The 17,114-nt window shown below is 63.3% G+C and carries 21 protein-coding genes and 1 tRNA gene; 5 read left to right on the forward strand and 17 right to left on the reverse strand.

What is annotated here, in order from left to right; translation table 11 throughout:
- Positions 1–65: 65 nt before the first annotated feature.
- From FW796_RS16580 to FW796_RS16590, 3 genes are all read right to left on the reverse strand, one after another.
- A complete protein-coding gene (locus FW796_RS16580; protein ID WP_346634041.1) occupies positions 66–728 on the reverse strand; it encodes a hypothetical protein in 663 nt (220 codons plus the stop codon).
- A 24-nt stretch (positions 729–752) separates the two neighbouring features.
- Entirely contained in the window at positions 753–980 is a 228-nt protein-coding gene (locus tag FW796_RS16585; protein WP_011058560.1) for a RebB family R body protein, read from the reverse strand.
- Positions 981–1,098: 118 nt separating this feature from the next.
- Entirely contained in the window at positions 1,099–1,641 is a 543-nt protein-coding gene (locus FW796_RS16590) for an RNA polymerase sigma factor (protein ID WP_346634040.1), read from the reverse strand.
- A 188-nt stretch (positions 1,642–1,829) separates the two neighbouring features.
- On the opposite strand from FW796_RS16590, the gene FW796_RS16595 reads away from it, so the two are divergent.
- The 3 genes from FW796_RS16595 to FW796_RS16605 all read left to right on the forward strand — a co-directional run bounded on the left by FW796_RS16595 (position 1,830) and on the right by FW796_RS16605 (position 3,381).
- Positions 1,830–1,906, forward strand: a tRNA-Arg gene (locus tag FW796_RS16595).
- Between the two features lie 175 nt (positions 1,907–2,081).
- Positions 2,082–2,933: a hypothetical protein gene (locus FW796_RS16600; RefSeq protein ID WP_446439586.1), complete on the forward strand. Its 852-nt coding sequence runs from the start codon at positions 2,082–2,084 to the stop codon at positions 2,931–2,933.
- Positions 2,917–3,381 (forward strand): hypothetical protein, encoded by a 465-nt coding sequence (locus FW796_RS16605; protein WP_346634038.1) that lies wholly within the window; start codon positions 2,917–2,919, stop codon positions 3,379–3,381. The genes FW796_RS16600 and FW796_RS16605 overlap by 17 nt, the downstream gene beginning before the upstream one ends.
- An 18-nt stretch (positions 3,382–3,399) precedes the next feature.
- On the opposite strand, the gene FW796_RS16610 is transcribed toward FW796_RS16605, so the two are convergent.
- The 7 genes from FW796_RS16610 to FW796_RS16640 form a co-directional block, all read right to left on the reverse strand.
- Entirely contained in the window at positions 3,400–3,588 is a 189-nt protein-coding gene (locus FW796_RS16610) for a hypothetical protein (protein ID WP_346634037.1), read from the reverse strand.
- Positions 3,589–3,660: 72 nt separating this feature from the next.
- Positions 3,661–4,341 (reverse strand): hypothetical protein, encoded by a 681-nt coding sequence (locus FW796_RS16615; protein ID WP_446439587.1) that lies wholly within the window; start codon positions 4,339–4,341, stop codon positions 3,661–3,663.
- Positions 4,338–4,919, reverse strand: a complete 582-nt coding sequence (locus FW796_RS16620) for an RNA polymerase sigma factor (protein ID WP_346634035.1) — start codon at positions 4,917–4,919, stop codon at positions 4,338–4,340. Before FW796_RS16620 ends, FW796_RS16615 begins: the two co-directional genes overlap by 4 nt.
- Before the next feature lie 37 nt (positions 4,920–4,956).
- Entirely contained in the window at positions 4,957–6,726 is a 1,770-nt protein-coding gene (locus tag FW796_RS16625) for a vWA domain-containing protein (RefSeq protein WP_404938018.1), read from the reverse strand.
- Between the two features lie 88 nt (positions 6,727–6,814).
- Positions 6,815–7,375, reverse strand: a complete 561-nt coding sequence (locus tag FW796_RS16630; RefSeq protein WP_446439588.1) for a YbhB/YbcL family Raf kinase inhibitor-like protein — start codon at positions 7,373–7,375, stop codon at positions 6,815–6,817.
- Positions 7,376–7,595: 220 nt separating this feature from the next.
- Positions 7,596–7,859: a BrnA antitoxin family protein gene (locus FW796_RS16635; protein WP_404938017.1), complete on the reverse strand. Its 264-nt coding sequence runs from the start codon at positions 7,857–7,859 to the stop codon at positions 7,596–7,598.
- Complete coding sequence (locus FW796_RS16640; protein ID WP_346634031.1) at positions 7,837–8,115, reverse strand: BrnT family toxin; 279 nt, start codon at positions 8,113–8,115, stop codon at positions 7,837–7,839. Before FW796_RS16640 ends, FW796_RS16635 begins: the two co-directional genes overlap by 23 nt.
- Before the next feature lie 418 nt (positions 8,116–8,533).
- Between FW796_RS16640 and FW796_RS16645 the strand changes: the two genes are divergently transcribed.
- Both FW796_RS16645 and FW796_RS16650 read left to right on the forward strand, forming a co-directional pair.
- Positions 8,534–8,803 (forward strand): hypothetical protein, encoded by a 270-nt coding sequence (locus tag FW796_RS16645; protein ID WP_446439589.1) that lies wholly within the window; start codon positions 8,534–8,536, stop codon positions 8,801–8,803.
- 48 nt (positions 8,804–8,851) lie between these two features.
- A complete protein-coding gene (locus FW796_RS16650; protein WP_446439590.1) occupies positions 8,852–9,445 on the forward strand; it encodes a DUF4291 domain-containing protein in 594 nt (197 codons plus the stop codon).
- 173 nt (positions 9,446–9,618) lie between these two features.
- On the opposite strand, the gene FW796_RS16655 is transcribed toward FW796_RS16650, so the two are convergent.
- The 7 genes from FW796_RS16655 to FW796_RS16685 form a co-directional block, all read right to left on the reverse strand.
- Positions 9,619–11,121, reverse strand: a complete 1,503-nt coding sequence (locus tag FW796_RS16655; protein WP_446439591.1) for a YdgA family protein — start codon at positions 11,119–11,121, stop codon at positions 9,619–9,621.
- A 209-nt stretch (positions 11,122–11,330) separates the two neighbouring features.
- A complete protein-coding gene (locus tag FW796_RS16660) occupies positions 11,331–11,966 on the reverse strand; it encodes an NADH:ubiquinone oxidoreductase subunit N (protein ID WP_346634028.1) in 636 nt (211 codons plus the stop codon).
- Between the two features lie 93 nt (positions 11,967–12,059).
- The gene (locus FW796_RS16665) at positions 12,060–13,508 is read right to left on the reverse strand and encodes an efflux transporter outer membrane subunit (protein ID WP_346634027.1); all 1,449 of its coding nucleotides are present in this window, start codon (positions 13,506–13,508) and stop codon (positions 12,060–12,062) included.
- Positions 13,505–14,395 (reverse strand): HlyD family secretion protein, encoded by an 891-nt coding sequence (locus tag FW796_RS16670; RefSeq protein WP_346634026.1) that lies wholly within the window; start codon positions 14,393–14,395, stop codon positions 13,505–13,507. Before FW796_RS16670 ends, FW796_RS16665 begins: the two co-directional genes overlap by 4 nt.
- Positions 14,392–14,601 carry a DUF1656 domain-containing protein gene (locus FW796_RS16675; protein WP_011058538.1) on the reverse strand — a complete coding sequence of 70 codons (210 nt, stop codon included), beginning with the start codon at positions 14,599–14,601 and terminating at the stop codon, positions 14,392–14,394. Before FW796_RS16675 ends, FW796_RS16670 begins: the two co-directional genes overlap by 4 nt.
- Positions 14,598–16,685 (reverse strand): FUSC family protein, encoded by a 2,088-nt coding sequence (locus tag FW796_RS16680; protein ID WP_446439592.1) that lies wholly within the window; start codon positions 16,683–16,685, stop codon positions 14,598–14,600. The genes FW796_RS16675 and FW796_RS16680 overlap by 4 nt, the downstream gene beginning before the upstream one ends.
- Positions 16,682–17,110: a MarR family winged helix-turn-helix transcriptional regulator gene (locus tag FW796_RS16685; protein WP_346634024.1), complete on the reverse strand. Its 429-nt coding sequence runs from the start codon at positions 17,108–17,110 to the stop codon at positions 16,682–16,684. Before FW796_RS16685 ends, FW796_RS16680 begins: the two co-directional genes overlap by 4 nt.
- Between the last annotated feature and the right edge of the window lie 4 nt (positions 17,111–17,114).

Here is a 17,114-nt window from a genome sequence, read left to right on the forward strand (position 1 = left end):
GACGCATGGACACACGCCTCTCGGACACATCACCCCCGAGCGCCTTGCGCGCCCGGGGGACGTGTTCAGGATGACGACGGTCGATTGGCCAGGGTGGCGCTGTACTTGGCGATACTCGCGTCAATCTTGTCGATGGCCACACTCGCAGCTTCGGCTTCCATGGCGCCCGCAGCGGCGGCCACCGCGGCCGCCGCGCCCACCATCAGATCGGTGGCGAGGACGCCGAGCGCATCCTCGGCGGCGCCTTTCACGTTCTCTTTGACGATGTTCTCGGTCATCTGCTTGAGCAGCACCGCCTGAGCTGCCAGGGCCAGCTTGCTGACTCCGTCGAAATACCCCGCGGCCGACTGCGCCACCAGGCCGGCAGCCTGGCTGATCATCATGTCGGGGGCTATCGCGATCTGCGCCGGGGCATAGCTGAAGGTCTGGGCATTAGTGAACTGCACCGCCTGGACGATCTGACTGTTCAGGGCATCGGTGCTGTCGGTGCTGGGCGTGCCGGCCTGCTTCAGCAACTGCGCGTTCATCGTCTCCATCACCGAAGGTTGCGCTGCAGCGGCGGGCGGCGGTGCTGACGCAGGGTCGGGCGCCGAATCGGTGCCCGTCGACGCAGGCTCACTCGCCGCCTGAGAGGCGGCCGTTTCAGCCGCCATACCGGGCCCGGCAGCCGCGCTCGCGGATTCATCGGCCGCGGCTGCGGGTGGGGTTTTCTTCTTGAACCACGCCATGACGATTCTCCCGGGCTATCAGCCCTACTCGCCGATCGCCATGATCAGCGCCACGGCCTTGGACACCACCGCGTTGGAAATCTGATTGAGCGCCTGCTGGCTGTTGACCGCGTTCTGCAACGACAGGCCCGCCGAGTGACTGGCCACCTGATACAACGAGGCGATGGCCTGGGCCGGGGCTTCGGCCACCACCTTGACGTTGGTCTGGGTGACGGCATCGGTGATCTGCGAGTTGACCATTGGATCTGGCATACATCTCTCCTTAGATGGAATGGCCCACCGCAGGGACGGCGGCGCCGGCTACAGCGTCGAAAACAGGCTCACTGAACAAGAACGCCCCAGCGGGCCTGCTGTGAATCTTGCGGATGCTTCAACGCAACGCCGCCCGTAACAGCTGCACATGCTTGCGCGCCAAGGGCTGGTTCATTCCCAGCTCGGCGGCAATGTGTGGATAGGGCAGATCGTCGACAAACTTCAGTTCAAACAGTCGGCGCTTCTTGAGGGGCAATTGCGCCACCCGTCGACTCAACAGGGCCAGGGTTTCCAGCAACTCCACCTGCTCCAGCACCGACATCTGCGGGGCCTCCAACTGCTGCAGAGGGTCCTCTTCGAAATCGGCGAAATCCACAAATAGGCGCTGCTCCCGAGCCCGTCGGCGGCAACTGTCGACAAACACATGATCGAGGATCAGGAACAGAAAACCCTGAGGGTCGCGAATCCGCTCCGGCGAACGGCGAAAGAACAGCAGCGCCTTGATCGCCGTGGCCGCCAGCCACTCCTGGGCGCCATCGGCATTGCCCCGCGCCAGCTTCCGGGCGCGGCGCTGCAACCCGGGGAGCACCGCCTTCCAGCTCTCCTCAAACAGATGGTCCGCCAGCGCTGCCTGCAGACCGTCTTGCATGGAACAATTCATCTCCCGCACCTCCCTGTGCCCCGTGACTGCACGGATATGGCTGCAGGGTGCGCTGGGCCGAACGGCCGATGCAGCGGGAAAAACTGCCGCTACGGCCCGGGTTTCCGGGGATTGCACAGGGCCATGGAAAAGGGATGCAAGCCGGCGTGGACGCCTCGAGTCGACATAGGTATGATGTCGCCCGCACTGCATCCGTAGCTCAGCTGGATAGAGTACTGCCCTCCGAAGGCAGGGGTCGTGGGTTCGAATCCCGCCGGGTGCACCAGCTTTAACGAGAAAGCCCCAGGTCTGATGACCTGGGGCTTTTTTGTTTCCGTTGTACCGGCGTTGCCGGCAGAAGCCTCATTAACCACCTGATCCAGGACGTCACCTCGCAATTGGAGGCTGTCCCGGTGGGGCGCGACTTGCTACATTCGCAGCCCCCCGGACAGGAGGTCCCCATGCTGCACCATCCGCCGTTCAACCCACCCTTCGAGCCAGCAGTACGTCATTGGGTCACCTGCTTCATGGGCTATGACATGCCTGCGGCACTCAATGCCGAACTGAGCCGCTACAACCCCAATGATCCCGAAGACCGTGAATACCTGATCCGCCATTACGTGCTGGCGCGGGACTACCCCCAGGAAAATTTCCGTCATCGACAACTGCTGGTAGAGGTCCTGCAAGCGGCCCTGGATGATCCGGACTACGACTTCGAACAGGTCTGGGAGCCCAGCGAGGATGACTACGAGGACGATCAATGGCCCAGCAGTTGGCCGGGGGTGCTCGACGACAGTCGGGACTTCTTCCAGCGTCTGCTGATCGCGGCCCGGGAGCTGTGGTACGAAGACCTGACCCGCGCGCAGTTACCTTCACTGGCAGAGTGCCGGGCGATCCCCGCTCGGGACCGGGGCCCCCGTGACTGGCTGTTCAGCATCGACAACAGCGAGGCCTGGAGAGCGGTCTTCAATGAGGCGGCCACACCCTATGACCTGAATACCCCAGGCCCAGTGTTTCAAGGCGAGCAACTGAGCCTGCGCCTGTCCGGAGCCCTGGGGCGGCTGTCCGTACCTGGCAACTGGCCGGCGAGCCAGGCCCCAACCCATTGCAGCTTGCAGCTCAACGTCCGGGGCATTAGCGAACTGGCCGCCAGTGGCAGCCGGTTCGACGGGGGCATGCGCACCCAACTCACCCGCCTCAACCCCGGTTATCACCTGCGCCTGGAAATCGGTTTGGACTGCGTGATCGAATGCGTGGCGCTGTCCGTGAGCATCACTGACGTCAAGGGAACAGCAGATGAAAAGCAACTTTGAAGAGGCCCTGGAGCGTCAGGAGATACCCCAATTTTTTCGCGGCCAGGGCCCGTACCTGACTCGGGACGGCGATTGGGACGAGCACCTGTACTGCATCAACTGGCCGGGGATTTTCGCTTACCTGCGGGACCACGCCGACGGCGCACAACAGCTGAGCAGCGCCTTCGAGCTCTACGTGTACAGCGTCGTGGAAACCATCGAGGATTGCTTCGGCCTGCGGGAAAACCTGTTCGGCTATTACTCGACCCGGACCCGCTGGGCGCCCGACAGCAGTGATCTGCTGGCGCAGTTGCCGGAGCCTTGCCGGCGGCGCATCGTCCAACGCCTGAGCTGGTATCGCTGGCAAGTGGAAAACCACGCCCGGTTGCTGCCGGAACGGGCCCGGCGCATGACCGCGGACGGTGCCTGCGCCGAGTTCATCGACCTGCCCGCCTTGCCCTACAGCTGAACCCGGCGGCCGCCGGGATCATTCATCCTCGGCGGCTGCAGCATCTTGCTCCAATGGCTCGGCATCGTCCGGCGCCTCTAGATCGTCGCCCTCTTCAGCCTCTTCAAGGCCGAAGTCCTTGCGACTTTCCTTGATGGCCTGACGGATATCCGCGCCCTTGATCGGGCAGTTCAACATTGCCGCTATACGGTCGATGCGGGGTGCCATGACCGGCCTCTCACTTTCTGGAAACTGGGCAGATAGTGCGCGCTTTCCATGACGACAGCCAACCCCCGCACTTTATTGACGACGCAAGGCTTGCAGGCGTGCGTCCAGATCCTCCTGTGGATACTTTTCATGCAGTTGGAGCAGCAGCTCGGCCGCCTCACGGCTCTGGCCGTCATCCCACAGACGCAATACCGTCTGCAGCTGCTCATCCAATCGCTGGATCGTCCGGGGCTCGACCGCGGCCGACATGCGCTTGGCCATCTTGCTCGACTCGGCCCTGGGCTTGGCCATCGCAGGAGGCGCTTGGTCGCTGGACGCTTCCATCTGTGGCGCCGCGGTAAAACTGCCGACAGGGGCCGCAGGATCCATGGGCGCAGGGGCGGCAGGCGCCGGGGCACTCAAGGCCCCGGCCAGCTCGGTGGAATGCGCAGCCAGGCGCGCCATGGGCGCAGCAGGAGCTGGAGCGGGCTCGGGGACAAAGGCCTGCTCCTGTGGATAGTGCTGCGGAGAAGGCCGCAGCAAACCGATGACCAGCGCCACGCCAAACAGGCTGGCAAAGGCCAGTTGATAGCGCGGCCGTTGGCAGGCCCGCACCCAGCGCTGCCAGAGACTGGGTTTGGGCGCGGGGGCTTCGCGGCGCGCGGTGGCCAGGATCATGGCGTCCAGATGCGCCGGCGGTTCTTGGGCACTGTGTTCGCGAATATGCGCCAGCATCTGCTCTTCGGCTGATGGGGTCTGTCGGGCGTCAGTCATGTGAGTACCTCCTCGGCCAGGAGCCGACGCAATTTTTTCAGCGCATAGCGGAAACGGCTTTTCACCGTTTCCAGCGGCGTTTGGGTCAGGCTGGCGATCTCTGGCAGTTCCAGGTCGCCGTGGGCCCGCAGCAGGAACACCTCGCGCTGGTCTTCGGGCAAATCCTGCAGGGCGGCTTCGATACGTTGCTGGTCGCGGCACAGGCTCAGTTGCTGTTCGGGACCGGGAGCGTGGTCGGTTTCGCCATGCAGTTGTTCGTCGTAGCTGTCGTGCAGCGGGTTGCGCTGGCCGTGCTTGCGCCAGTGATCGATCAGCCGGTTGCGCGCGATCTGATACAGCCAGGTACGAAAGCTGGCCCGGCCCTGGGGCTGGCTGGCACTGCGGATCAGGCTGAGCCAGGTTTCCTGGTAGATCTCCTCCGCCAGCTCGGCCTTATTGCACAGGCCCAGTACGAAGCGATACAGGCCCTGGCGATGGCGCTGGTACAGCACCTCGAAGGCCGCAGGCTCTCCGGCGCGATAACGCGCCAGCAGCGCTTCATCGCTGCTGGCATCGGTGGACACTTGGGGAGCAGACATAGGGCGGATGAACTCCTGTTCACTGCTCGTTATGGGTCTATTCAAGGCGGCTCTGCACTTGGCTCATGTCCACCGGCTGAGCCTCGACCTGGGCGGCATTCCCAGTCTGGGTTTTCGGCGCCTGAGTTTGCAGACTTTGCGCCAGTTCCACCAGTTGCACGAACTCGCCCCGCAGCCCGTAAGGATCGTCGCCCTTGGCGCCACGGGCCAGCTTGGCGGTGTCGGTCAGGCTGAAGTTGCCGGTGTAGCGGCCGTCCTTGAGTTGCTGGGAAAACGCCGCCACCGCAGCGGCGAAGCGCAGGTCCGGGCTGGCCTCAGCCAGTTTAGCCGGCTGCTGCGCGCTGATCGGCCGTTCGATCAAGCGGCTGCTGCCACCTTCCGGCGCCTTGTAGCGCACCCGCAGCATCGCCAGTTCGCCATTCCTGCCACTCTGTTCCGGCGCCTTGGCCTGGGTATAACGCAGCGGCTCCAACCAGCCCTTCTCGCCCGCTGGGACGATTTCATACAGCGCGGTAACCGTATGCCCGGCGCCGATTTCCCCGGCGTCGACCTTGTCGTTGCTGAAGTCTTCACGCTTGAGGGCACGGTTCTCATACCCCAGCAGGCGGTACTCGCTGACCTGGGCCGGGTTGAACTCCACTTGCAGTTTCACGTCCTTGGCCACCACTGCCAGGGTCGAGCTGAGCTGGTCCACCAGCACCTTGCGCGCTTCGCGCAGGTTGTCGATGTAGGCGTAGTTGCCGTCACCGGCATCGGCCAGTTGCTCCATCAGGTGCTCGTTGTAGTTATCCACACCGAAACCCAGGGTGGTCAGGGATACGCCGCTCTTGCGCTTCTCGGCGGCCATGGCCTTGAGGCTGTCGAAGTCGCTGACGCCGACGTTGAAGTCGCCGTCGGTGGCCAGCAGGATGCGGTTGATGCCCTTGTGGATAAAACCCTGCTGGGCCATCTGATAGGCCAGCTGGATACCCGAGGCGCCCGCCGTGGAACCACCCGCGGTGAGCTGGTCGATGGCGGTGCGAATCTTCGCTTTGTCACGTCCGGAAGTGGGCTCCAGCACCACCCGCGATTCACCGGCGTAGACCACCAGCGACACCCGATCCTGATCCCGCAGTTGATCCACCAGCAGCTTGAGGGTGCTTTTCACCAGGGGCAGGCCTTCGCGGCGATCCATGGAGCCGGAGACATCCACCAGGAACACCAGATTGGCCGGGGCCAACTCTGCCACCGCGCGGTCCGAAGCCTTGATGCCGATGCGCAGCAAGCGGGTGTGGGGGTTCCACGGCGAGGGCGCCAGCTCGGTGGTCACGCCGAAGGGCGAGCCGTCGCTGGGCAGGGCGTAATCGTAGGGGAAGTAATTGACCAACTCCTCCAGGCGCACCGCGCCTTCCGGCGGCAGGCTGCCCTGGTTGAGCAAACGGCGGACGTTGGCATAGGCGCCGGTATCGACGTCGGCGCTGAAGGTCGAGACCGGTGCTTGGGCAACGCTGTGGATCGGATTGTCCGGCAGTTTCTGATACTGCTCACGGGCCTCGTCACGGTAGCCGGCCATGATCGAATCACCGGCGGCGATGGGCGCCGGCATCGGTGCCGACAACCTCATGGGATGCGCAACGCGCTTGGCCATGGCGGCATCGGCGTGCTGCGCCTCGTACTGCACTTCGGGCTCAGCCTGCAGCGCCCCCTGGGTCGAAGCCCCTGCGGCGGATTCAGGCTTGGACGATACACCGCAGCCGGCAACCGCCAGCAACAGGCCGGCGGCGAAACCCTGGGCGGCCGGACGAAGAAAATGCAGAGGAAGGGACATGGGGGCTGACCTCGGAAAGAAATGATCCATTCCCCCCTTCAGACGAAGCCCCTTGGCGATTCGGGTTAAGCCCCCAAAAAAATTTCACTCAACGGGAGTAGCGGCGTACCACACTGCTGTTACGCAACACGTGGCCGTTGATCTTCTCCAGCAACTGGGCCCGGCTCAGCCCGGCAGGCAGGGCTTCCGGCGCCAGGTCCAGGGCATAGATCTGGATGATGTAATGGTGCGCGCTGTCGCCCACTGGCGGGCATGGGCCCATGTAGGCGGTGCCGTTACGGCTGTTGAGCCCGGCCAGCCCTTCCAGATTCGGCTTGGTGCCGGCGCCGGCCGGAATCTGCCGAGTGGTGGGCTTGATGCCGTAGTGCACCCAGTGATCCACACCCTGGCCCTTGGCGCCGTCCGGATCGTGCATGACGATGGCATAGCTCAAGGTCCCGCTGGGGCCCGCGGTCCAGTTCAAGGCCGGAGAGTTGTTGTGCCCGCCACAGCCTTTGGCATCACTGGCGTTGCCGGTGGTGAACAGCCGGTCATCCGAGACCCCAGGGATATTCAGGGTGAAACGCTCCTGGGCCTGCACGGGAAACTGCAGGCACAGCAGCACGGCACCAGCGGCCAGCCAAGTATTGCGGGAGGCAAAGCGAGACATACGAAAGCACCTTTTTGCGGATGAGATCGAGGGGGCCACAAGACTATAGCCTGCACCAAAGAGCGCGCCGCTTTGTGCGCGGCGCGGGAGAGATTGAGCTTGAGGATGGGGTAATTGTAAATGAATATTTCAGACAGAAATCGCAATAGCGAGCACAATCCACCGCCGGCCAGAAAGGGCGGCGGGCCACCCGCCCGCCTCCTGAAATGATGCGCAGACCTCAGCCCTGGTGGGCCTGCATGTACTGGCGCAGCAATTGGTTGATCCGCGTCTGGTAACCCGCGCCCTGGCCCTTGAACCATTCCAGCACATCGGCGTCCAGGCGGATGGTCACGGCCTTCTTGCCCGGCAGATGCACCTCAGCTCGGCGAAAGAAATCGTCATCCAGCTCGGGGATATCTGAAGTATCGATGCTCTGGTCATCGGTTTTCGCCAGGCGATCCCAGTCAGTTTTCGATCCGTCAGTTTTCGATCCGTTGGACATAGTATTTAGCCTCCCGTTTAGTGGCTTTACGCGCCGAGATGATGCGCACCGCATGACCCCGCCGCTCGGTATGGACCACCACGCCCACCAGGGTCCTGATCCAACCAAGGCTGATCCAGCGTTCCTCGCCATAATCCAGGCGCTCATCGCGCAAGGACAGCACCGGGCGCTGGAACATCAGCACGGCATCGTTGAAATCGATGCCGTGCTTGAGGAGGTTGGCGTGATTCTTGGCCTCGTCCCATTCAAAGTACATGAGCACTTTCGTATTTACAAATGTACATACAGGCTAGCCGACCGGTAGCCAAAAGCGCCCTGGGTAAACACCTGGAAATACAGTCGCAAGCGGGATGGATGTGTACGAAAAAAGCCCTACAACGTTCTCGGAAAAGACGCCACCACACTTGCCTTGCACCGTCGCAAGCCCGCGGCTTATAGTCCGGCCGTCGCCCATATGGCGACCTGGTTTGGCGACCGGAATAACGAATGCGAAAGCTGTTTGCTTGTTTGCAGGCTCTTTTGCACCCGCAACGCTGCTTTATGGCAGCTGTGCGCGGGAGACCTTCGGGTCTGCCGGTTTCTCGTTGCCGGCTCGCCAACCTGCGTACAGCTGCCACCCATTCGTTTGGCGACGATTAAACGGTAGCTTTCTACCAATCAAACGAGATGTGCCAATGAACCGCTACATGCCGATAACCGGCCACGACTGCCTGATTCCTTCCCTGCTGATCGACACCCAGGCGCCCATCGATGTGCTGCACGACGCCGCAGCCTTTCGCATCCGCGCCGCCGCCCAACTGCTGGAGAACTTCGCCGCCGATACTCTGCGCAGTGAACCGGTGGTTTTGCAGGAACTGACCCTGGTGTGCAGCATCCTGCTGCGCGATGGCTGTGATCTGCTGGATGTGACATCACGGCGCCTGCAACCGCAGGCCGAACTTTAAACACCCCAGGGCGGCTTCCCGGCCGCCCGCTTTTCATAAGGAAATGCCATGCATAAACCCCCAACAGAACTCCCCCAGCGCCAGATCCGCGCGCTCTACGACGACACCACCATCCGCGTCTACCAGGCCTACTCCGAGAGCATCGCCGACGCCGCCCTGGCCCACGGCACCTTCGTTTCCCCACCGTTCAAGATGGAGCGCATGACCTGGATAAAGCCGTCCTTCCTGTGGATGATGTACCGCGCCGGCTGGGGTTTTAAGGACGCCGGACAAGCGCGCATCCTGGCCATCGACATCAGCCGCGAAGGCTTCGAATGGGCACTGGCGAACGGCTGCCTGAGCCATGCCGACGAGTCCATGAGCAAGGAAGAGTGGTTGAAGTTGAAAGACCAGTCACCGGTGCGCATTCAATGGGACCCGGAACGGGATCTGTACTTGCGGCCACAGGAACACCGAGCGATCCAGATCGGCCTGAGCAAGGAGGCCGTGCAGCTGTACGTGAACCAGTGGATCAAGCGCATCACCGATGTCACGCCCCTGGCGCACTCGATTCATCGGCTCATCCAGCAAGGTGATTTGGACGGCGCCCACCGCCTGATTCCGCAAGAACAGGAATATCCCACTCCCCGCGAGTATCAATGAATCGCCCTTGGCGGCAGCTCAACCATCAGCGACGCCTGCCGTACATCCTCAGGACTGAGGCGCAAACACCGCATGACAACCACTCTCCAGACAGCAAAACGCCCGGGCTGTCGAACAGCGCCGGGCGTTGAGCTTTACGGTCGGAGGACGCCAAAGACGCCCTCACCTAGGGCTTACTGCAGAGCGCCAGCGCCACCCATTTTGCTCATGACAAAACCAACGAACTGCTCGACGGTCATCTTCTGGCCGTTGAAATTCACTTCGTTATTGGCGTAGTGCAGCGACGACACCACCGCATTGCCTTCCAGCTTGGCCAACTGAGTGGCCAGAGCCATGGCGCTGAGCATTTCCGCGGTAGCGGCGCTTTGCTCGGCGATCTGCTTGGCATCAGTCTGGCCTTCGGCCTGGGCCTGCAAGGCAGCCACGTCCGCCACCATCGGCTTGGACAGCGACAGTTTGGCGTCCAGCTGACTGATCAGTTGCTTGCCCAGCTCAGCCGGCGGCAGCTCCAGGCTCTGCGGCTTGGCCAGATCCAGGCTCAGGCTGAAACGGCTTTCACCACCGGCGGTCTTGAAGGCCAGGCTTTCAAGGGCGATCTGTGGTTTGGCTTCCAGGACCTTGTTCACCGCGGCACGTACCTTGACCTGCTCGGCGTCGGACATTTGCAGTTCCGGAGCCGGTTCGCCCTCGGCAGTGGCCTCGGTGGCCGCCTTCTGATACGGCTGCAGCACGGTCTGGTAGACCTGGACCAGATCGAGCATGCCCTGGCTGTCGAGGTTCTTCATGCTCCAGAGCATCTCGGCCGAACCCACGGTCTTGCCGTCGAAGGCGATTTCGCCCACTCGGTAATCCGCGCGACCCGCCACTGTGCTGCCGGTTTCTTCGCTGAAGGTCTTCTGTTCGAAGTTCTTCAGGGTCAGCACCGATTGCTTGTCACCGAAGGTGGCCTTGGTGCTGGTGAGCTCCAGGGTGTTCTGGCCCATGTAGTAGCCGAAGCTGCTCTTTTTCAGGTTGCTGGCCAGGGTCAAGCCGCTGATTTCCAGCTTGCCCGGGGCCTTGTCCGGCGAGCTGAGCGAGAGGCTCAGGCTGTCCATGTAGCCGTCGACCTTGGCTTTCTGGCGGTTGTCGCTGACGCTGAAGGTGGAGTTCAGGCCGGAGAACTTCAGGCTGCTCTGCTCATCCAGGGCCAGTTCCATCGGAGCGAAATCCAGGGTGCCCTCGGCGGACAGGTCGTAGCCGACATTGACCACGCCCTTGAACGGAGCCACACCTTTGGTGGCGGCAAACCATTTGTCGGTCTGCGGGCTCTTCTCCAGTTCGTAATGGCTGGTAGCCATGACCGGCAGCCACTTCAGGCGCACCAGGCGGGAGAAAGGCAGTGGGCCGTGCTCGATGTGATCGGTGACCAGCAATTCCAGATCGCCTTGGAACACATCACCCTGGCCCTTGAGGCGATAGTGAGCGGTGCTGCTGAACAGGCCACGCTCCAGGGACACCAGTTCGATGGTCGCGGTGGCGTCATAACCGATCAGCGCCGCCTGCAACTCTTTGTTGCTCTCGACGATCTGCTGCTGCACAACGCCTTCCAGCTTGGTGCCGGTGTACCAGGCGCCGCCGACACTGATGGCACCTACCGCGACGACGATTCCTAACAGTACGCCTGCTGATTTATTCATGTCTGACCCGATCAATATCCGTTGTTTGAAGGTGTGGTCGTCTTCCCTGAACCCATGACGGGTTGCGGCTCGACTCCGCGTAAAACCGGCGCAGATTACCACTGGCGGCTAGCGCGAGCCCAATCTTTGAATGTGAAAAACCGTGGAGCGCGGGGACGCGGGGCCTGCAGCCGCTGACCGGCAGCGGCTACAGGGCCGGGAGGCAGGTTTCAGGAGTATTCGACTTCCAGGGCATCGAGCTGATGGTCGAAGCTCTTGAGACGGGCGCTCCAGGTGTAGACCAGCACTTCGAAATCCCGGTCAATCACCGGGCTGTTGCCACGGGACTCGCCACGGGGATCACAGAAATCCAGCTGGTAACGCTCCCGCGCCATGGCGGTGGCGACATCCGACAGTTCCCGGGCATTGTTCAGCCAATGGCGCCCGTCATCGGCCTGTTTGTCCAGCAGGATGCACTGCTTTTTCAGGGCTTCCAGGCTCTTTTCCAGAGGGGTGCCGGTGAGTTCGCCCATGACTTCGGCGAAGGTCCGCCCCGGCTGCCAGTAGCTCCCCCAGAAGTAACGGTCGAACACGGTTTCAACCCGGCGCAGAGCCACCTTGGTGTCCCAGATCATCACCAGGGTCTTGCTCTGTTCGAGCTGTCTTTTCTTGATTTTCTGACTCTGCAACGAGGCCCAGGCCACCACGCCGATGGCCATCACCGCGATCAGCGCGCTGGCGCTGTCGAGGAACACCATGGCCTTGTCGATCTGATGGGCCAGCATGATGCCGTAGAAGTAGGTGGCAGACAGCAGCACCAGTGCACAGAGCGCACACCAGAAGCCCGGAGCATAAGGGTTTTTCATTATTGGAATCCCCATGACCATCACATGCTTTGATCGGCTGGAAAGCCCATTGCACGCAGGACGTTTCCAACTGATCAAAGCATAGCAACGGCCTCAGGGTTTCGCGGGTTGCGAGCCTTGCGTTCGTCCGCTTTCCCAACCGCCGCCCAGGGCCAGGAACAGATCGATCTGGCTCATCGCCACCTGAGTATTGGCCGCCGCCAGCTGCGCGCGCATATCGGTGTAGGTACGGGTGGCTTGCAGATCGGCGAGGAAGGAAGCGCGTCCGGCCTGGAAAAAACGGTGAGTCTGGTCCGCCGCCAGTTGCGCCGACTGCTCGGCATCCGCCAGGGCATCGCGGCGTTGCAGCTGGGCACTGTACTGGGCCAGGCCGGTCTGGGTTTCACGAATGGCGTTGAGCACCACCCCGTCGAAATGGGCCAGGGCGCCCTGGCTCGCCGCTTCGGCCTCATGAATGCGTTCACGGGCGCCGTTGGCCGGTACGGTCCAGCTGATCAGCGGGCCGAAGCCCCAGCGGTTGGTGGAAGGCTTGCCGAGGTTGTCGAGAATGCCCACGGTGCCAACCGTGGCACCGATGCTGATATCGGGATAAAGAGCTCCGGTGGCGACGCCGATTTCTGCGGTGGCGGCGGCCAGCCGGCGCTCGGCCTGGCGTACATCGGGACGACGCTTGAGCAGTGCCGCGCCGTCGCCCACCGGCAGCAACTGGGCGATATGGGGCAGCTCGGCGCAACGGGCGGTGCCGGCGGGCAGTTGCTCCACCGGTTTGGCCAGCAGCATCGACAGGCGGAACAGCCCCGACTGGCGCGCGGCTTCATAACGCGGCAGTTCGGCGCGCAGGGACTTGAACTGGGTCTGGGATCGGGTGACCTGGGTTTCGTCACCGCGCCCGGCATCGCGCAAGCGCTGGGTGAGCTCGGTGCTCTGGGCTTGCAGGCTCAGGGAGTGTTCGGCGATTTCCCGCTCTTCGTTGGCCGCGCAGACCTGGGTATAGGCGCGTACCACGTCTGCCACCAAGGTGATACGCGCCGTATCTGCCGCCGCCTGGGTGGCATCGGCATTGGCCTTGGCTGCCTCGATGCCCCGTTGCAAGGTGCCGAACAGGTCGAATTGATAAGAGGTGCTGATGGACAGGTTGCCGACGTTGGCCACCGGTACTTTTTCCGGCAGCAGGAAGGCTTCGCCGGACTCCTGCAGACGCTCGACCCCGGCCTTGACCCCGCCGCTCCAGCCACCGGCGGCCTGGGCCTCATCCACTTGGGCACGGGCACGGGCCAGGTTGGCCGCCGCCACCCGCAAATCGGTGTTGGAGGCCAGTGCCTGCTGCACCAACTGGTCCAGGCGCGGGTCCTGATACAGGCGCCACCAGTCTACAGGCACCGGCGCCGACACCACATTGGCACCTTTGGCGGTCAATTCGCCCTGCAGATCCTGGCGTTGCAGCGCCGCGTCCTTGGGCAGGCGGTAATCCGGCCCGACCATCTGACAGGCCGAGAGCAGCAGGCCGAGCCCGGCCAGGGCCAAACGTGCGCCGCTGTTCATTGCCCGGGCTCCCGCTTGGCCTGGTCGTCGAGGATCGACACCGTGGCGGTGCGCCCGGCGATCATGCGGAAGTCCGCCGGCACCTCATCGAAAGCGATGCGCACCGGAATCCGCTGGGCCAGCCGCACCCAGCTAAAGGCCGGGTTGACGTTGGGCAGCAGATTGGAGCCGCTGCTGCGATCGCGGTCCTCGATCCCGGCGACGATGCTTTCCACATGCCCGCGCAGCCGCGCGCGGTCACCGATCACGCGGATGTCCACGGCCTGACCGACATGGATGCCGTCGAGCTTGGTCTCTTCGAAATAGCCATCGATATGGAAGGAGTTGCTGTCCACCACCGAGAGCACCGGGCGACCGGCGGTAACGAACTCCTGGGTCCGCGGTGCGCGGTCGTTGACGTAGCCGTCCACCGGGCTGCGTACCACCGAACGGTCGAGGTTGAGCTGGGCGCTGTCCACCGCCACCTGGGCCTCGGCCAGGGCCGACTGGGCACGGGCTTCGCGGGACTGGCTCTCTTCCAGTTGCTCGCGCGGCACCAGATTGCCCAGGCCACGGTTGCGCTTGGCTTCGCGCTGGGCCTGGGCCAGGGTTTCCTGACGGTCGGCCAGGGCGGCCTTGGCCTGGCGCAGGGCCAGCTTGAAACGGTCCTGATCGATGCTGAACAACACCTGGCCGCGCTTGACCAACTGGTTGTCGCGCACTTCCACCAACTGGATCAGTCCGGACACGTCTGGTGCGATCTGCACGATGTCGGCACGGATATGCCCATCCCGGGTCCAGGGCGCGAACATGTAGTACATCACCATGCGCCAGACCACCACGACCGCGAAGGTCACCACCAGTAACGTCAGGACCACACGGCCAATGGTCAATAAAGGTTTTTTCATGTCATCAGGTATCGACTGAGAGAGTCCACGGCGCCCAGTAGCAGAGCGTAGAGACCCACGTTGAACAGCGCCCGGTGCCAGACCAGACGATAAAAGTGCAAGCGCGTCAGCACCCCGTGCACCAACAGGTACAAGCCATAAGTGATGCCCATCAGCACCAGCAGCGTGGGCAGGAACACCCCGCTGATATCCAGATCACCGATCATAGGGGCGCTCCATCGATGCCATGGGGAAGGGGTTCTTCAAGCTCGCTGGTGGCGACGAATTCCACCCCCGGCAGCAGCGCCAGGCGCAGGCCACTGAGGGCGTGCAGCAGGTGCAGGCGGGTTTCGTCGTCGCCTTGCAGGCCCTGGCTGTTGAGCGCACGCCGGGTGCGGTCCAGGGTCATCAACAACGCACTGGGGGCGGGCAGGCGTTCGCCGGCCTTGAGGCAGGCCTTGAAGTATTCGCCGACCTCGGCCACCACCTGGCGCAGCAGGGACTGAGCCAGCCCCTGCACCCGCGGCGCATAGGCCTGCAGGTCCAGGACATTGAGCGCAACACGCAACTCCCGCAGGGCGGCACCGGTGTCCTGGCCGGTCATGGCCAGGCGCGGCAGGTGCTGCATCAGCCGGTCGAGCATCTGCGCCCCCATGTGCCGGTGCTCGGCCAGGGTTGCCGGCTCGGAGAGGCTGACAATGTCGCGCCAACTGAAGCGGGTCAGGCGCTTGGCCGCCAGTTCCGAGCCGAACGGCCGGGCAATCAGGGTCCAGACAAAGGCAAAGAGCAGGCCCATGGGCCCGGCCAGGTTGGAGTTGGCGAAGCTCAGAAAGTCCGCGTCGTAGGCGCCCTGGATGCTGATGAAGGACGAGGTGTTGACGATGGTCAGGAGCATACCCAGGTAGAACCGCGGCTGTACCGTCAGGGTGCCCACACAGATGAAGGGCACGGCAAAGGCCAGCACCAGCATCGGGAAGTCGTGCAGGTTGGGCAGGATCAGGAACAGGTAGAGGCTGGCGAACAGCACCGACATCGCGGTCCAGAAAAAGAACCGGTAGATCTGCGGCGCGGGGTCGTCCATGGAGGCGAAGAAGCTGCAGGCCACCGCCGCCAGGATCACCGCGCTGCCGCCGTCGGTCCAGCCAAGGAGGATCCACAGCACCGAGGCGACGATGATCGCGAGCACCGTCGAGCCCGCCGAATACAGCATCAGCCCGCGGTCAAGAAACGGCGTCAGCCGGCCCAGGCGCCAATGCCGGTAGACCGCGCGCCAGGGAGCCTGACTTTCGCTCTGGATGGCGTGCTGCAGGCTGCGGCAGTCTTGCCACAGATCGATCCACTCGCCGAGGCGATACAGGGCGTTGGACAGCAGCAGCTGGCGCCGGTCATCCAGGGCTTCAGGGCTTGGTTGCAGGGTTTCAAGCTCATCGCGCAGAGCTTGCCAGCGTTCCACTGAGGCATCCCGGGCGGTGCCTTGCAGCCATTCCTCGGCCTTGGCCAGCAAGGGGGCGAACTGCGCAACCAGTTCCGGGGTACGCCGTTCCAGGGCGTACAGAGCATCGTCCAGAGCATCCACCACCGGCAGCAGGTTGATCATCCGCCCGCGCAGTTCCTTGGTGTTGCGCACCGTCTGCGGCCGGGCGCCTTCGTGGGGCAACTGGCCGATCATCAACTCCAGGGTGTTGAAGGTGCCCACCATCGATGTGCGCAGGGCGCTGACTTCTTCAGGCTGCACATTGCGCGCCAGGAAGCGCTGGCTGTAGACCGCGGCATCGGCGAACCACTTGCCGGCGGAATCGACGAACACCGGGGCCAGCCGCCGGGGCCAGAACATGCTGCCAATGACCGCAGCGCAAATGATGCCGAGGAAGATTTCCTCGGTTCGTGCCTCGGCCACATCCCACACCGCCAAGGGGTTGTCCACCACCGGCAGGGCAATCAGCGGCAGGGTGTAGCCGGCCAGCATCAGGGCGTAGTTGTTGGCGGTGCGCAGGTGCATGGACAGGAACAACAGGATCCCGGTCCACAGGGCGATGATCACCACCAGCAGATAGGGGCTCTGCACGAACATCGGCACCAGCAGCACCGCAGCCGCCGCGCCGAGAAAGGTACCGATCGCCCGGTACAAGGCCTTGGAACTGGTGGGGCCGACAAAGGGGCTGGAGACGATGTACACCGTGGCCATGGCCCAATAGGGACGCGGCATCTGCATCAGCATGGCGATGTACAGAGCGATCATCGAAGCAGCGAAGGTGCGCACGCCGTAGAACCAGTCGCGCGCGGGGGGCATGCCAGTGAAAAAGCCTTTCAAGATGACAGCACCGGAACATGGCTGGCGGACTCGAAGGCGCGAATCACCCGCAGTGCCGCTTCCAGGTCGCTGGCGCTGATGCCTTCGAGGACTTCATGGCGCAGGCGCACCAACTCGCTCTCCACGGCTTGCACCAGCTCGCGGCCGGTGTCGGTCAGGCTCAGGCATTTGGCTCGGCGGTCGTGGGGGTCTTCACTGCGGCACACGTAGCCGGCGCTGCACAGTTGATCCAGCAAACGCACCAGGGATGGGCTTTCCATCCCCGCGGCCTGGGCCACCGTGACCTGGCGCACGCCCTCGCCCAGGCGCCCGATCATCAGCAGGGGCACCGCGCAGGCTTCGGAGATTCCAAAGTTGACCAGGGTGGTCTGGCAGATCCGCCGCCAATGCCGGGACGCGACCACCATGCCACTGCTGATGTTCATGTGG

This window comes from Pseudomonas sp. 910_21 (assembly GCF_052850735.1).